The sequence below is a fragment of the Gayadomonas joobiniege G7 genome (genome assembly GCF_000300815.1).
GTDB lineage: Bacteria > Pseudomonadota > Gammaproteobacteria > Enterobacterales > Alteromonadaceae > Catenovulum > Catenovulum joobiniege.
In genome coordinates this window covers 749,499-764,889 of sequence record NZ_AMRX01000006.1, presented here as the reverse complement: position 1 = coordinate 764,889, position 15,391 = coordinate 749,499, and the positions used below count along the sequence as shown (strand labels likewise).

The following is a 15,391-nucleotide window of genomic DNA, read 5'->3' as shown; positions in this document are numbered from 1 at the left end:
TTTAGCTTTCTTGCCATTGGGCTTTAATTGCTAAAATTTTATCAAGGTTTTCTGTCAACAAGTCGACCAATTCGGGATCAAAATGTAGACCTTTTTGCTCGTGAATGAGCGCCATGGTTTTTTCAACAGACCAAGCGTCTTTATAAGGTCGTTTACTGGTTAACGCATCAAATACATCTGCTAACGCCACAATACGGCCTTCAATAGGAATGGCTTCGCCTGCAAGCCGATTGGGGTAACCGCTGCCATCCCATTTTTCATGGTGGGTAAGGGCAATGGTCCGTGCTAGGCGAAGTAGATCAGAATCGCAGTCACCTAAGATCTCAGCGCCAATTTCTGGATGTTGCTGCATAATTTTAAATTCTTCATCGGTTAAACGCCCCGGTTTTTGCATAATGCTGTCAGGAATGCCAATTTTGCCAATATCATGCATAGGTGCTGCATGCATAAGCTGCTCGGCTGCTTGCTCTGTAAATCCATAAGCTATTGCCAATATTTTTGAGTAGTGGCTCATCCGAATAACATGCATGCCGGTTTCATTATCTTTGTACTCGGCGGCCCGGCCCAGCACTTGAATAACCTGCATACGAGTGCGTTTAAGTTCAGCGGCATTCACTAAAGACAAGTGGTTTTTAACTCTGGCTCGTACTAACGTTGGAGAGACAGGTTTACTGATGTAATCAACGGCCCCAACGGCAAAACCTGTTGCCTCGTCTTCTTCTTCACCCAACGCCGAAACGAATATCACAGGGATCATGCGTGTTGTTTCATCTGCTTTCAAGCGTTTGCATACTTCGATACCTGACATATTTGGCATCATAATATCCAGCAATATCAAATCGGGTAAATCTTTTTTAATTAACTTTAAGGCATCAGCACCGTTTTTTGCAAAGCTCAACTGGTACGGCCCTTGTAAGATGTTTTTTAACACTCTTAAGTTTGCGGGTTCATCGTCAACGATTAATATTTTTTCTTTGCCCGAAGTTGCATTTGTCACTGTTGGTTCCCGGCTAAATAGCTTTTTAATTGTTCAACTGTTGATTGTGCGGCTTCAAATTCAAAATCGTTTATTTGTTCAATTATGAGTTCGCAGAACTGATTAACATCTGGATCACTAGATGCATTTGCAAGTTTATCAACTAGCCCGTCGTCAAAACCGTTTTGTTCTATTAACGCCTCTATTTCAGCTATTAAGGGTAGCAAAGATTTGAAATCAATTGTTGACTTTACTGAGCCTTGCTGCTCATTTTTCGCATTAAAATAGTTATCTATTTCCTGTTTAATCGAAGTAATCTGTTCACAGCATAGTTTTGACAGGCGTTTTATTTCGTTTTCATTTTTTTTGTCGATATTTTTCTCAAGTAATGCAAAATTTTGCATTAATGGAATTAAAGCTAAATTACCGGATAGGCCTTTTAACGTATGCACTAATCGTTTTAATTGCACCCAATCATGATCATCTAATAATTGATAGAATTTTTCTGAGTTCGTTGGATGTTGAGTTAAAAACCTTTGAATTTCGGTAAAATAGGCATTTTTATCTCCCCAGAGTGATACCCCTTTCGTTTCATTGATAAGTTGCTCAAACTCAAGATCTTCGTGTTCGCGCAGCGTCGATGTGGTAATGCCTAGCACACGCGCAATTTCATTTGATAATTGATTGGCGTCCACTGGTTTATTTGCAAAACCATTCATACCCGCTTGCTCAGCTTGTTTTTGATCTTCGGCTAAAACGCTAGCGGTTAACGCTATGATGGGTATTTGGGGTAAATTATTTTGCAATTCATATTCTCGCCGTTCAGCGGTTGCCGTTAAACCATCTTTAATCGGCATCTGCAGATCCATTAAAACCACATCAATACCACTGTCGTTTTTCATACGTACGATAGCCTGCTCGCCATCACGGGCTAAGATGCAGGTATGTCCCTGCCGTTTTAAAATTACTTTTAACAGATCTAGGTTTTGTTGAATATCGTCAACAATCAGAATCTTTAATGGTGGTAATTCAATTTTGCTTTCATTGACCCGACTGATTGCACAGCTATCGCTCTCTGTTAGGGGTATATAAATGCTAAAACAGCTGCCTTTACCAAGTTCACTTTCTACACTGATTTCGCCGCCCATTAATTGGATTAATTTTTGGCTAATGGTCGTACCTAAACCTGTGCCGCCATATTTACGGCTAATTGATGCATCGGCTTGCGAATAAGCGTTGAAAATACTATTAATTTGTTGGTTATCCATGCCGATCCCTGTGTCTCTAACCTGAATTAGCACACCTTCACCTTTTTTGTTGACCGAGATATTTACACTGCCTTTGTGGGTAAATTTTATCGCGTTTCCAACAATATTGGTTAATACTTGGCGCAAACGATCCGGATCGCCGCGATAGCATGATGGGAGGTCATTCGCAATTTGTGCTGCTAACCGTATATTTTTGCGTTTAGCTTCGATATACAAGGTTGAGATAACCGCATCAACTTCTTCTATAAGGTAAAAATCTCTAATATCCAGCTCAAATTTTCCTTTGTCCAGTTTAGCGCTATCTAAAATATCGTTTAATAAGTGCAACAGAGATTTAGCTGATTGATTGATGGTTTTTAGCTGCCGGTTTTGCTCCTTAGATAAATCGGTTTCTAATAAGATGTCGCTAAAACCGATAATTGCATTCATAGGGGTGCGAATTTCGTGGCTCATATTCGCGGTAAAAGCGGCACGTGCTTCTGCGGCTGATTCTGCGGTTTCTTTTGCTTCGATCAGCTCTGCTTCCATATATTTGCGTTCTGTAATATCCATAATAAAACCGTCTAAACAGAGTTCTAGGGTATCTGGATCGCGGCTTCGGCTACCTTGTTCGTGTAACCATCTAACTTTGCCGTCACGGTTGATAATTCGGTATTCACATAAATATCGCCCAGCATTATCCTCTGATAGTTTTATTTTTTCACGATCAAATGGATGTATTAAATCCTTAAACGAGATTTTTGGGTTTGGTAGTTGAAAATCTCGTGCGGGATAACCAGTAATTTGCTCAACCGCATCACTAATGTAAATCATCGGCCATTGGTCATTGTCAATACAGCGAAATGCGATGCCTGGAATGTTGCTAATCAAAGACCGGAACTTGCTTTCGCTTTCCCTAATCGCTTGCTCCATTTTTACCCGCTCGGATAAGTCAGATACAAAAGCAACAAATAAATGTCTGTCTCTGACTTTAACTTTGCCTACAGCCACACGGACATACACGGTTTGACCTGTTTTATTTTTAACGGGAATTTCACGACTGCGGCCAATAAAGTGGTTTTGGCCTGCATTTAACTGTAATAAAAATTCACTTTTTATTTCTTTCGTAAGGACCTTGCTAATAGAGTTACCCACTAAATCTTCAGCTTGCCAGCCAAACAAAGTGGCCGTTGCTCTATTTGCTGAAACAATCACCCCATTTGCATCCATGGTTAAAATGCCGTCGATAGCTGTATCCATTATGGCTTCAATTCGGGTTGCATTTTCGGTCGCTAACCGTGAGCTTTCTCTATATCTCAGCATATAATTGATAGACATGACTAAGCTGATAATGATTAACGTAAGGCCTCCTGTCGTGAGTCCGAGATAAAGAGAAATTTCTTGGTTTTGCTGACTTAATTCAAGACCAGGTGGCAGTACAAACCGAGCTGCGGCCATACCAGTATAATGCATACCTGAAATAGCTAAACCCATTATAATGGCCGACAAACAAGTGAGTTGAAAATTCGACAATTGAATATAAGTAGATTTTTTTAAACCAAATTTGATCCATAAAGAAAGAACTGCCAGCACGACAGCAACTAAAATAGACAATAAAAAGATACCAAGGTCATAACGAAGCAAAGGGGCCATTTCCATTGCCGCCATGCCCAAATAATGCATGGTACCTATACCCGAACCCACTAAAACGCCCCCGACGAGTAGAGACAGGGTATCAATATTTTTTTGATTAATTAAAAATAATGCGCACCACGAGGCTAAAAGAGAGGGGATCATCGACGCGATAGTGAGTCCCCAATGATAACTAACCGGGGTACATAAGGTAAACGCCGTCATACCGATAAAGTGCATTGACCAAACCCCACCGCCTAAGGCTAAAGCACCTGCCATTAAACCTCCGTGACGGAGAGAGGCTTGCTCATCTTGCGCAGCTAATTCAGAAACTTTTAATGAAATATATGAGGCAATAATGGCAACAAACAACGACAGGATAACCAACCATGGGTTGTAGCTGCCATCTGTTAATAAGCTATTAACTGGAATATTGAATAGATCGAAAATGAACTGCATATCGTCACTGAAGGTAAATTAAACTGCATTTAAAATTATGCACGAAGATCAGAATATTACAATCTAACTTCGCACACTTCGGAGGCTAAACACGTAATCTGTTTAAATTTAATGGATAAAATAAAATTTTACGAGTGGTTTTTTAAAAACAAATTCACTCGTGCGTTTTAACAACTTTTTCGGATCACAAGTTCTGTTGGCACCATGAGTTTAGTTGTATTTTGATGTTTGTCTAATAGTGCTTCTGCGGCTAATTGGCCTTTTAGCTTGCTGCCTTGGCAAACGGTAGTAAGCGGCGGCGTTGCTCGTTTTGCTTCTGGAATATCGTCAAAACCTATGACTTTGAGATCCTGTGGTACTGAGATATTAAGTTCTTGCGCAACCGACAATACAGCCAGTGCAATGGTATCACTCATGCAAATGATGCCATTTACCCGTGGTAAACTTGTTAAAGCCTCTTTTGCAGCTTGTTTAGCTTGTTCGTACAAATTAAGCGGGATATGCCAAATGCGCTCTGCATCTATGTCGAGATTATTATTTTTAATTGCTTCAATATAGGCATCTAGCCGCCGACGGGAAACAGATTCGCTCTGATCGTAAAGTTCGTCTTGAGTGATCCGACAAACACGGTCAGAGTGAATTAAACGCAACCCTAAAATAGCTAAGGTATCCACTGATTGAGCCAACAGGTGATTGGCGATTTCAAATGCAGCTGCATGGTTATCAATGTTTACCGACGGGTAATCGGGTGAATCAAAATCGACAGTGACTATTGGCTTGTTTTGGCGAATTATGCGTTCGAACAGAGGGTTGTGATCTTGTGTTCCATAAATGATAAAGCCGTCCGGCAGGGCTTCAATTCCTGTCGCGATTTGACCCGAGCTACAGCCAGATAACATGAGCAGTTGTTTATTATTTTTTTCTAATACCTCACTGATACCTTGCAAAAACTGGTTGGCAACCGCATCAGTAAAATGATAAGCCAGTGAATCAGTTAACAGAACACCTATGACCCCTGATTCACCTTTACGCAATGAGCGGGCCGCTAAGTTTGGACCGTGATAACCAAGACGTTCGCACTCACTTAGAATCCGTTCTCTAAGCCGAGCAGACAATTGATCTGGACGATTAAATGCGTTGGATATAGTTGCGGTAGAAACATTTAAAATTGAGGCAACTTTTTTTAACGTTAGTGGTTTATTTGATTGCATTATTGCTCTATACGCCGTTGTTAGAGATAAACTTTAGTCTAAAACCTTTAAGTAAAAAGTAAAGTGTTTAAGTAATTAAGATGTAAATTTATAGGCTTGTCTGAAGCAGATTAAGAATTTCTTTTACGCTGGTATTTACAATCTGGTCTTGGTTAACGAGTAAATCATAAGCTAATTTAGATTTTTTTTGATGCAACGCTAATATTTGAGATTCGATCGTGTTTTTGCAATAAAAATGGTAAATGGTCACCGGTTTGTTTTGGCCTAATCGGTGTGCTCGATCCGAGGCTTGTTGGCTGACAGCTGGATTCCACCAAGGATCTAAATGGATTACATAACTGGCCGCGGTTAAATTTAAACCCGTACCACCGGCTTTTAAACTGATTAAAAAAACAGGTTTTTCACCGTTTTGAAAAATTTTGATTTGCTTTTGCCTTTTATCACTCGGCGTGGCGCCATCCAAGTAAGCAGAGTCTATACCAATTTGTGCTAATGCTTCCTGAACTAATTTTAAAAAACCGACAAATTGACTAAAAATTAGCACCTGATGGCCGTTGTTTACTATCTCTGGCACGAGCGTTTTTAGCGCCGTTAATTTTGGACTTTTTAAGTCGCTGTTTGGTATTAATAGCCTAGGGTCACAGCACGCTTGGCGCAGCCTGACGAGTTGCGCTAATACGGCAATATTTTTTTGCGTAGAGGGTCCTTCTGTTTGCTGATTGTGAATGATTTTGAGCGCGTTTAGGCGCGCTGCTTCGTAAAATGACTGATAGTCTGTCGCTAGCTCTAAACCCTGGTAAATCTCTGTTTTTTCGGGCAATTCAGTTGCTACTGATTTTTTAGTGCGGCGTAAAATAAAAGGATCTATTAACAATTTAAGACCCGCTTTGGCTTGGCTGGCAGCGATAGGGTCGTCAGCTTGGTTAGCGATTGGCTGAATAAACTTTTGGTTAAAACGTTTTAAGTTCCCCAATAAACCTGGGTTTATGATCCTAAATAAACTCCAAAGTTCGGTCAGATCGTTTTCGATAGGGGTGCCAGTCATGACCATTTTAAAATGAGCATTGAGTTCGTAAACAATTTTTGTTCGTTGGCTTAATGGGTTTTTAAGCATTTGTGCTTCGTCTGCGACCAAGTTGGTCCATTCAATCGCCGCTAATTCGTCTTTTAAACTGACTAAAAGACCATAACTTAATAAGATAACGTCGCCCGGTTTAGTGTTATCAAGTTTGGCAACTCGCTGTTTATGATCGCAATAATTAGACAAAGAATAGGTGTGTAAGTTGGGTGCAAACTTTTTCAGTTCGTTTGCCCAATTATACACAACAGAGGCCGGGGCTAAGACCAACGACGGGCCTTTTTTGGCCCGAGCCAACATAATCGCAACTGCTTGCAGCGTTTTACCTAAGCCCATCTCGTCGGCTAAACAGGCTCCAGCTCGCCAACTTGCAAGCCTGAGTGCCCATTCGATGCCTATTTTTTGGTAGTCACGCAGATTTGCTCGTAACTCTGCAGGTGGGTTTATTTTTGCTCGCCAAGCCGCTTGCATGACTCGTTTTTGTTCAGCCCAGCCATGCAGGGTTTTTAACCGCATTCCTTGAATAGCCTTATCCATTTGCTCGGTAGCCAGTGGATGAAATTGTCCTTGTTCGCTAATTTGCAGCAACATATCCATTTTATGTTTCAAATCGTCGCTTAACTGTAGGTAATGCTCAGGATTAAGCTCAATATATTGGCGTTGCTGGTGCTGGTATAAGGATAATAACTGCTGAAAACTCAATGTTTGCTGATCATTTATCTGTACTTCGCCGGTAAAGTCAAACCATTGTTGATTTTTATAAATTGATAATTGAATTTGGCTTGCGGTTAGAGGTTTAGATAAACTTATTTTAACGCCTTTTGGCCAGCGCACCGTTAATTTAAAACTCGGTTGAGGGTGATTGGAAAAGGCTTGTATTTGACTTAACAAATCTAAGGCTTTTTGACTATCCTCTAATACTAATTGATGTCCGTGCATGGCCCTAAACCCCGGACAACAAATATCTAGTTGCGCTAAGTCTTCTTGCTCTTGAATTAAATTTCTATGCGTTTCAAGGCGTTGCCCCCCGACAAGCGCTGTGACTAGACTCTGACCAAATGCCGGTGGGTAGCTCGGACCCTTGGGGCCGAACGGCATTACAAAACAATTAAATTTTAAACCCGCAGCATAAGGTTCAATATCAAGCCATAAACCGGTTTCGCAAGGAACTTTAGCCAAACCAGAGCTTAATTCGGTATCAGACGTTATCAAATCTAATTGAGGCGCAATCTGTGTTATGGTTGCTAAAATCTCTTGTTTGGCTGCTGTAGGCACCCATAAACCTTCTTCGCCAATCACTTGCGCGATTCTTAAATGACTGAAACCAAAAACAATAAATTGATAGTGATGGTTAGCTAGTTTGACTATTTTAAATGCCGGTCTATTCATTTGAAAGCGTGAAGGAAGATTTGGCATGGTTAAACAATAATTATCTTCGATTTGATTAATTTGAAGATAAGGCTCGGAATAACTTAACTGTAGCGGCTGATCAGGGGCGGCCATTTGATATAAATTGGCATGATGATTTAGCGCTTGCAGCATAAAAATGCACGCATCTGCTTCGGTACTGATGAAAGTTTTACCTTGATACTCAAATTGGTTTAATAATTGGCGGATCTGTTTATCTTGTAAACTAAAATAGTGGTTATATTCTTCACTAAATAACTGTTTGTTGTTTAATACTTTATCGGTTTTGTACTCTAATTCTGACTTATTTGTTTTTAGAAGGCATTGTAGTTCAACAGTGTCTGCGGTTAAGTTAAGCAGCCAATGGATTTTATTGCTGCTGTTTGGTGTTTGACCAGTCAGTTGATTGAGGGCTAACTGCCATTGATTTTTAGGAGTAAAAGCACTGGCTAAATCAAGCAATGGATGCTTGTCGGTTTTATTAAAATTGTTCATCAATAAAACAAATAAATTAGCGCCTGATTGATTAAATTTTTGCAGGGTATCAGAGATAACAGATTTATCTTCGTCGTTATGTGCTTGATTGCACCAGAAGCGTGTGACCGCTAGAGCAAAATTGATGAGCTGACCACAAAAAAAGTGCATTTTGATTTGTTGCTGATACAAACGGTAGCTGTGATCGCACGACTGCTTATTTTGCAGCGCGATTAAGGGGGTTCGCATTGCACGACTCAGTGGCAAATAAATAGCATTGTTTGGACTTTTATCGCGTTCAAAATCAATTTGTGCCAGGGCTTCGCTAAGTATTTGCGGGTAACCTTGAGCCCCTTTGACCAACAAACACAATTTATGCATCAAACCTAAAGGCCCATTTAAAAACTGATTTTTGCGGCGTTTTTTTTGCTTGTTTTTAGCCTGTAGGGCTTTTTTAAAACCAGCGAGTGCAGTATCTATGCTGCCATGGACAAAATTTTTAGCTGCCACTAAAGCGATCGCTTGATAATGAAGATTTTGTTCTAGCTTTAATTGAGTAAATAAAGGCCAGTCAGCTCGGTAGAATGCAACGTGAGCAGCCAAGAGATTAAAATCTTCTGATGATGATTGATTTAAAGATTGAATGCAGTTAGCAACAAAAGCTAAATCTGAGCCTGTGCGTAGCGTATGTTGCAATAAACTTTGGCATGCCTGAATTTTAATTGTTTCGGGCAGGTCAGTGAGTTGTGATGGTACAAAGGGTAAAAAACAGCAGTTTAATAATATTTCGCTCCCACCGTATTTTAACTGCTCTTCTAAATTGTCGTATTCAGATAAATAAAAATAGTCTAATACTCTAAGGGCATCTTTGTTTTTTTGCGCGCTTAGAGTATGGCTACTGAGTGCAGTAATTGAGCTTGTTTGCAGATGGCGAACCAGTTTATATTCATTGTTTAATTTGGCCTCTCGTATAAGAGTTGCTTTTAGCAACGGATTAACTTCACAAAATTTGGGGCCAGGCTGCAATATGTTCAGATTGGCTAAACGGCTATGTTGTTCGTCAGTAAATTCAGTGATAGTTAAATTAAAACTATCGGTTTTTTGAAGTTTGTTCAGGAGAACATTAAGTTGCAGGCGACTTGTTGGGATCCACAGTACAGCTAAAATTCTAACAATTATTTGCTCGGTTAACGAGAGTTTTAAAAAATCTTGTTTAAGATCACAAATTTGTTGGGCACTTGCTTGGTTGATTAGCATAATTTAGTTAATTTGCAGTCGTTGGCCCAAATAAAAGTCGTAAAACTAGCAGGATTTAGCACGACTGACAAGCTTGTTTAGGGATACATTAGGGATGTCAGAATTCTAAAAAACAAGATGTTTGTTAATAACTTATTTTATGATGCCTGAAATACGAAGATTATTCCCATATAAATGTTAAAGTTTAAATATAATTTACATTTGATTTGTTTACATGTTATCTTACAAAATAATAGATTGTTAACATGTGATTGTGAAATGAAGCATTTTAAAATTTCAACTTTAGCCTTATGTTTGTTGCTGACAGCTTGTGGTGGCTCGTCCAATTCTGAAACGGTGGAATCGACACCTACGCCGACACCGACGCCGACACCGACGCCGACACCTACACCTACACCTACACCGACACCGACGCCGACACCATCTGTTGTTTTAGATTCAGACTATGATGGTGTCAGCGATGACCTGGATTTATGTCCGCATGAAAAAGGATTTAAAGAATTTCAAGGCTGCCAGCAAAATATCCCAGACGATGCAATTTTTGTCTCATCCGATGGTGATGATAACAACCCGGGCACTCAGACAGAGCCTTTTAAAACGTTTGCTAAAGCCAACACCGAGTTAACGGCAGGTAAAACACTAATTATTAAAGGGGGGAGTTATTCGGAACCTTTGCTTATCTCAAAAAGTGGGACTGAAAATAATCCAATTATTGTTCGTGCTGCGAATGGTGAAACCGTTAATTTGGTCTCGACTCAAGTTGTGAATAATTGGCAATTACACCAAGGCAATATATATAAAAGCAATATTAAACTCACACTAGGTGATACCTTTAATCAAGTTTATCACAATGGAAATATTATGGATTTGGCGCGTTGGCCAAATAACATAGATGATAATCGTTTTACCATTGATGCCCATGCTATCGAAGGCGGAGATGGTGAAACCATATTGGCAAATAATCTGCCAGACAATTTAGTGGGAGGTTATGTTTGGTATTTGGGCGCACACTCGGGAACCAGTTGGACCCGAAAGATCACAGCACAGAGTGACGGGCAAATAAAATATACTAAAATAGATGTAAATAAATGGCCTTTTAATCCACATAACCCAAGCGTATATAGAAACTATAATCGAGGCCGATTAGTGGTATTTAACCGATTAAATTTACTCGATCACCCAGGTGAGTGGTTTTATGACGCAACGGCCGAAACTTTATATTTTTACCCGCCGGATGGTCAAAAACCGGCCATAGACAGTGTGAAGGTGCCAGTTAAAGTCACCGCCGCAGAGCTTAAAGGTAACCATATTCAATTGCAAAATATGCATGTATTTGGTGCTAATGTAATCACCTCAGGCCATTATAATAAAATTATAAATAATACCATTATCCATGGTCGCGAACGGTTAGATGACTTAGACAATAATAATGCGCAGCTGACCGATGGCTCTATACTGGTGGCTGGTCATCATGCCCTAATTGAAGGCAACTTGTTAGAGCATGGTTCGGCGGTTGGGGTCGCTGTTCAAGCATGGGCTGGTCGTGGTGTTGGGACGGTTATAAAAAATAATGTTATTCGGTATTTTAATACCTTAGGTATTCACGCTTCGCCAATCAGATGCAGCGCCGATAATGTTAAAATTGTTCAGAATACTATCTCTCATTTTGGTCGTGACGGTATTTATTACCCAGGAAAAAACGGTGAAGTCGCCTACAATGACGTTTCAAATGGCATGTTAATTAATAACGATGGTGGGATTTTTTATACGGTTGGTAATGACGAGCAAAAAAATACCCGTATTCACCATAACTGGTTTCATGATACAGCAGGCCCAGCTTATGCCGATGGCCGCGCGGCTGGTATTTATCTAGACAATAATAGTAAAGGCTATCAAGTTGACCACAATGTGGTTTGGAATATTACTTGGACAGGTCTTCAGCTTAACTGGGCTAACTGGAACAATGATATGTTTCACAATACCTTATGGCAAGTAAGTGAAGCTATGGGAAGCTGGGTTAATAACTACGAGCAAAAAGATAACCGAGTTTATAATAATATTGCCAGCCATGCCGATTGGTTACCTGGGCCTGCTTTTGATAGCCAAAATAACCTCATAAAAAATGATCCGGCTATTTTTGAAGATCTAGATAATCAGAACTTTATGCCCGCCAGCGACAGTCCTTTATTAGATAGCGCCATGGATGTTGATGGTTTTTATAAAAATCGGGTTGGTATTAAAGCTGATCTTGGCGCATACGAGCGTGGCGGAACAAGATGGACCGCAGGTATCTATGCAAGGTTAGACGAGTAAAAAGGTAGTAGTGGGCGATACATTTCTAATCGTTAACAGGATTTGTTAATATAGTACTTCACCTGTATTGGAGGATTAATGAAGTTATTATATTGGCTAGATCAATGGTTAAGTGGGTCGCCCGAGGCGCGTGAACAGCAATTGCCTCACCTTGGTGACGACTTGCTCGACGATGTTTATGTACGATATAGCTTTATCGATCCGAACAAGCCTGTTTTGTTTACCTTTTCGCCTGCTGGCACAAATGTTCAGGTCGCTGACACCCAAGCGGGTTATTTTCCTTGGGGATACAAGCTTGCGATTAAACAGGGTGTTAATGTAATAGCCTTTCAACATTTGGGACGGGTCAATTGGTTTCGCAGTCAAAACCTTATCTTTTTTTTAGAGCAGCTTGCGCCCCTCGTTGAAATATTTCCGTCTCGATTAGGGTATGGATTAAGTCGTGGCGGGTTTGCCGTTGGCGCGTTTGCCAACTTGTTGCAGCTGAATCAAGTTTTATTGTTTCATCCAGTGAGTACTAAAAATTCAGATAAAGTGCCTTGGGATACCCGTTCGAGCACTGAGCTTGCGCAGAAATTTGACTGGCAAGGTGATTATCATGATCTAGAACTAGGTTCGGCGAAAGGATACATTATCTACGATCCAACCAACAATATTGATAAAAAACATGCAAAACGATACGCCCAACTCACTCATCTAAGGGTGTTTGGCATGGGACATGGCACGCATGCCAAGTATCTAAACAAATTTGGCTTTTATAAACAAATTGCCGCAGATTTTATCGTTCACCAAAATATAGACATTCAGCAATTTAGGCAACAAACGAGAACACTTAGATTTAAAGAAGACTATTACACTAAATTAAACAAAGCAAATGTCAACTCAAGCCATAGACTGGAATTGTTGAGTAAAGCTCATCAAATTTTAATTGACGAAAAAGAACAGCACGTAAAGGAACAAATTGCTGAAATAGATGTGCAGCCACTGATCGACATTGCCCTTAAACACCAAGATGAACATCCAAAAGATGCGATTCAACTGCTAGAAACCGCCCAACAATTGTCGCCCGAAGATCCTTTGATTGAACATAAAATCAAACAGTTAAAAGAATAACCTATTCGTTAATGCGTGTAAGCGAGCAAATTAAAATTAGGGTACTATCTTGTGTTTTTATAGGATAGGTAATAAAATTGATAACAATTATCATTTATTATAAATCCAATCAGACAAGAACATGTTTAAATACACGCCTTTAACCCTACTATTGTTAGCGAGTTTTTCTTACGCAACAACTGCAAAAAAACAGACAGAAATTATAGAAGTTACTGCAGACAGAATCGGGAACCCAGTCAACGAACGAGTTTCGTTTTTGGAAGGAGCACAATTAATTGATGCAGAGTATATTCGTGCCCAACAAGCTTCAACTTTAGAAGAAGCGTTAAGAAAAACAACCAGTGTCCAAGTCGACCAAGAAGGCGGTAGTCAAGGGTCTAATGTTATTATTCGAGGTCTCTCGGGTGATCAGGTTACAACGCGCATCGACGGCATTCCAAAAAACTTCAACCAAACTAGACATGGCGGGGCAAATACAGTTTGGATCGATCCAGAAATTATTCAAAAAATTACAGTGATCCCTGGTGTAGCGGCAAATTTGTACGGCAGTGGATCGCTTGGTGGTTACCTCAATATGCAAACACGAGACCCAAAAGACATTATAAATGGTGACAAAGGTTGGGGCTTAAATTTACGTCAAGGTTACGAAACAAACGGTGACTCTTGGTTAACTGGAGTTGAAGTAGGTACTCAATTAGGTGACTTTACCCAGGCACTTGTAAGTTTTTCTTATCGTGACGCAGGAGCCTATGAAGATGGCAATGGTAAACAAGCCATTGGAGGGAGCTCAGGTTCGTTAGATAAAAACTTGCTGACAAAGTTAGTACATAACAGTGATAATGCAGGGGATTTTGAATTGACTTATCTTGATTTTTCAAAATCTTATACGAGTCGCGGTGCGATTAGTCAAGGACGGGTATTGTCTTCAGGCACCCAACAAACAAAAATTGAAGACAACAGCATTAATTTTGAACATAACTTTACCTCAGTTGATTATGACTGGCTTAATTTAAATAGCCGAATAGGGCAAGCCAAAACTAAACGTACCCGTAGAACATTGGGTGAAGACGATGAACAAACCTGGCAAGTTAAAACAGATTTTATCGAAATTCAAAATCAAAGTCCGGTGAGCCTTTGGAAGCAAAGGCACCAAATAAATGTTGGTATTGATTACACTAAAGATGATATCACAACCGGTTATTTTTCTGCAGCAGGGGAGCAAGCACAACGAGAGCGTGAAATTTTAGGGTTGTATGCCAGTGACCGGTTTTCACCGATGCACAATTTAGATCTGGTCCTTGGGTTAAGATATGACAATTTTGAATCGCGTGATTTAGCATCGAATGCAAGTTCCTCTAATCAGGGGGTCTTTCCAAAATTACATTTAGATTGGCGTCCGTTCGGAAGTGACTTTTTTAATCGTGTGAGTATTTTTGGTGTTATTGGAAAGAGCTTTAGAGCGCCTTCAGTTCACGAAGCGTTTGGTCGAGGCAGTACCGAAGTGGAGTGTCAAGAAGGTCGCAGAGGATTTTCTTGTACGGAATATGTACCCAACGAAGAGCTTGAAGCCGAATATGCGGTGAGTTATGAAATTGGTGCAAGAATTAACCCAACGACGTTATTTTATAATAATGACGAACTTTATATGCACTTAGTTTATATTAACAACGAGCTGGATAATTACATATCTGAAGTTGATTTAGCGCCTGGCAGCATAGAATTAAACGGTGAAACCTATTCGGTTGATAGGATCAGTTATCAGAATATTGAGCAAGCAGAAATTCATGGTTTGGAATTTAAAATAAACTATACCAATGATCATATTTTTACTGCTTTATCTGCGCAGAAATTAGAAGGTGAAAATAAAATAAGTGGCGAAAATTTAGTCGACATCAGCCCTGCAAGCGCTAACTTTTCGATAGGTGCTTATTTGTTTGCACAAAAATCACGCGTAGGTTTTGATCTAAATTGGCGTGATAAAAGAGAAGTTGATGCAGACTCATCTTTTAATCGCCTGTCTTATACAGTTATAGATATGTTTGCTAGCTACCAATTCAACAAAAACTGGAAAGCTCAAGTGCGCGTGAGTAATTTAACCGATAAACTTTACACTAAACGCTACCAGAGTTTATCAGTTGACATAGATACAGGCGAAGAGAGTGATATTTCGTATTACGAACCCGGCCGAAATATAAAATTATTGTTCGAAGCTAATTTTTAGAGG

Annotated in this window: 7 protein-coding genes; 3 read left to right on the top strand and 4 right to left on the bottom strand. The window is 39.9% G+C overall.

Annotated elements, in window-relative coordinates:
- Position 1 precedes the first annotated feature (1 nt).
- The 4 genes from C727_RS0110620 to C727_RS0110605 form a co-directional block, all read right to left on the bottom strand.
- Positions 2-997 carry a response regulator gene (locus tag C727_RS0110620; protein ID WP_017445622.1) on the bottom strand — a complete coding sequence of 332 codons (996 nt, stop codon included), beginning with the start codon at positions 995-997 and terminating at the stop codon, positions 2-4.
- Positions 994-4,314, bottom strand: coding sequence for an MHYT domain-containing protein (locus tag C727_RS0110615; RefSeq protein ID WP_017445621.1), 3,321 nt, complete (start codon positions 4,312-4,314; stop codon positions 994-996). The genes C727_RS0110620 and C727_RS0110615 overlap by 4 nt, the downstream gene beginning before the upstream one ends.
- A 167-nt stretch (positions 4,315-4,481) precedes the next feature.
- The gene (locus C727_RS0110610) at positions 4,482-5,525 is read right to left on the bottom strand and encodes a LacI family DNA-binding transcriptional regulator (protein ID WP_017445620.1); all 1,044 of its coding nucleotides are present in this window, start codon (positions 5,523-5,525) and stop codon (positions 4,482-4,484) included.
- Positions 5,526-5,613: 88 nt separating this feature from the next.
- On the bottom strand, positions 5,614-9,741 hold the full coding sequence (locus tag C727_RS0110605) for a DEAD/DEAH box helicase (protein WP_017445619.1): 4,128 nt from the start codon (positions 9,739-9,741) through the stop codon (positions 5,614-5,616).
- A gap of 258 nt (positions 9,742-9,999) precedes the next feature.
- On the opposite strand from C727_RS0110605, the gene C727_RS0110600 reads away from it, so the two are divergent.
- The 3 genes from C727_RS0110600 (at position 10,000) to C727_RS0110590 (ending at position 15,388) form a co-directional block, all read left to right on the top strand.
- The gene (locus C727_RS0110600; protein ID WP_155949216.1) at positions 10,000-12,054 is read left to right on the top strand and encodes a right-handed parallel beta-helix repeat-containing protein; all 2,055 of its coding nucleotides are present in this window, start codon (positions 10,000-10,002) and stop codon (positions 12,052-12,054) included.
- A 78-nt stretch (positions 12,055-12,132) separates the two neighbouring features.
- Complete coding sequence (locus C727_RS0110595) at positions 12,133-13,167, top strand: hypothetical protein (RefSeq protein ID WP_017445617.1); 1,035 nt, start codon at positions 12,133-12,135, stop codon at positions 13,165-13,167.
- Positions 13,168-13,288: 121 nt separating this feature from the next.
- Complete coding sequence (locus C727_RS0110590; protein WP_017445616.1) at positions 13,289-15,388, top strand: TonB-dependent receptor domain-containing protein; 2,100 nt, start codon at positions 13,289-13,291, stop codon at positions 15,386-15,388.
- The last annotated feature ends 3 nt before the right edge of the window (positions 15,389-15,391 follow it).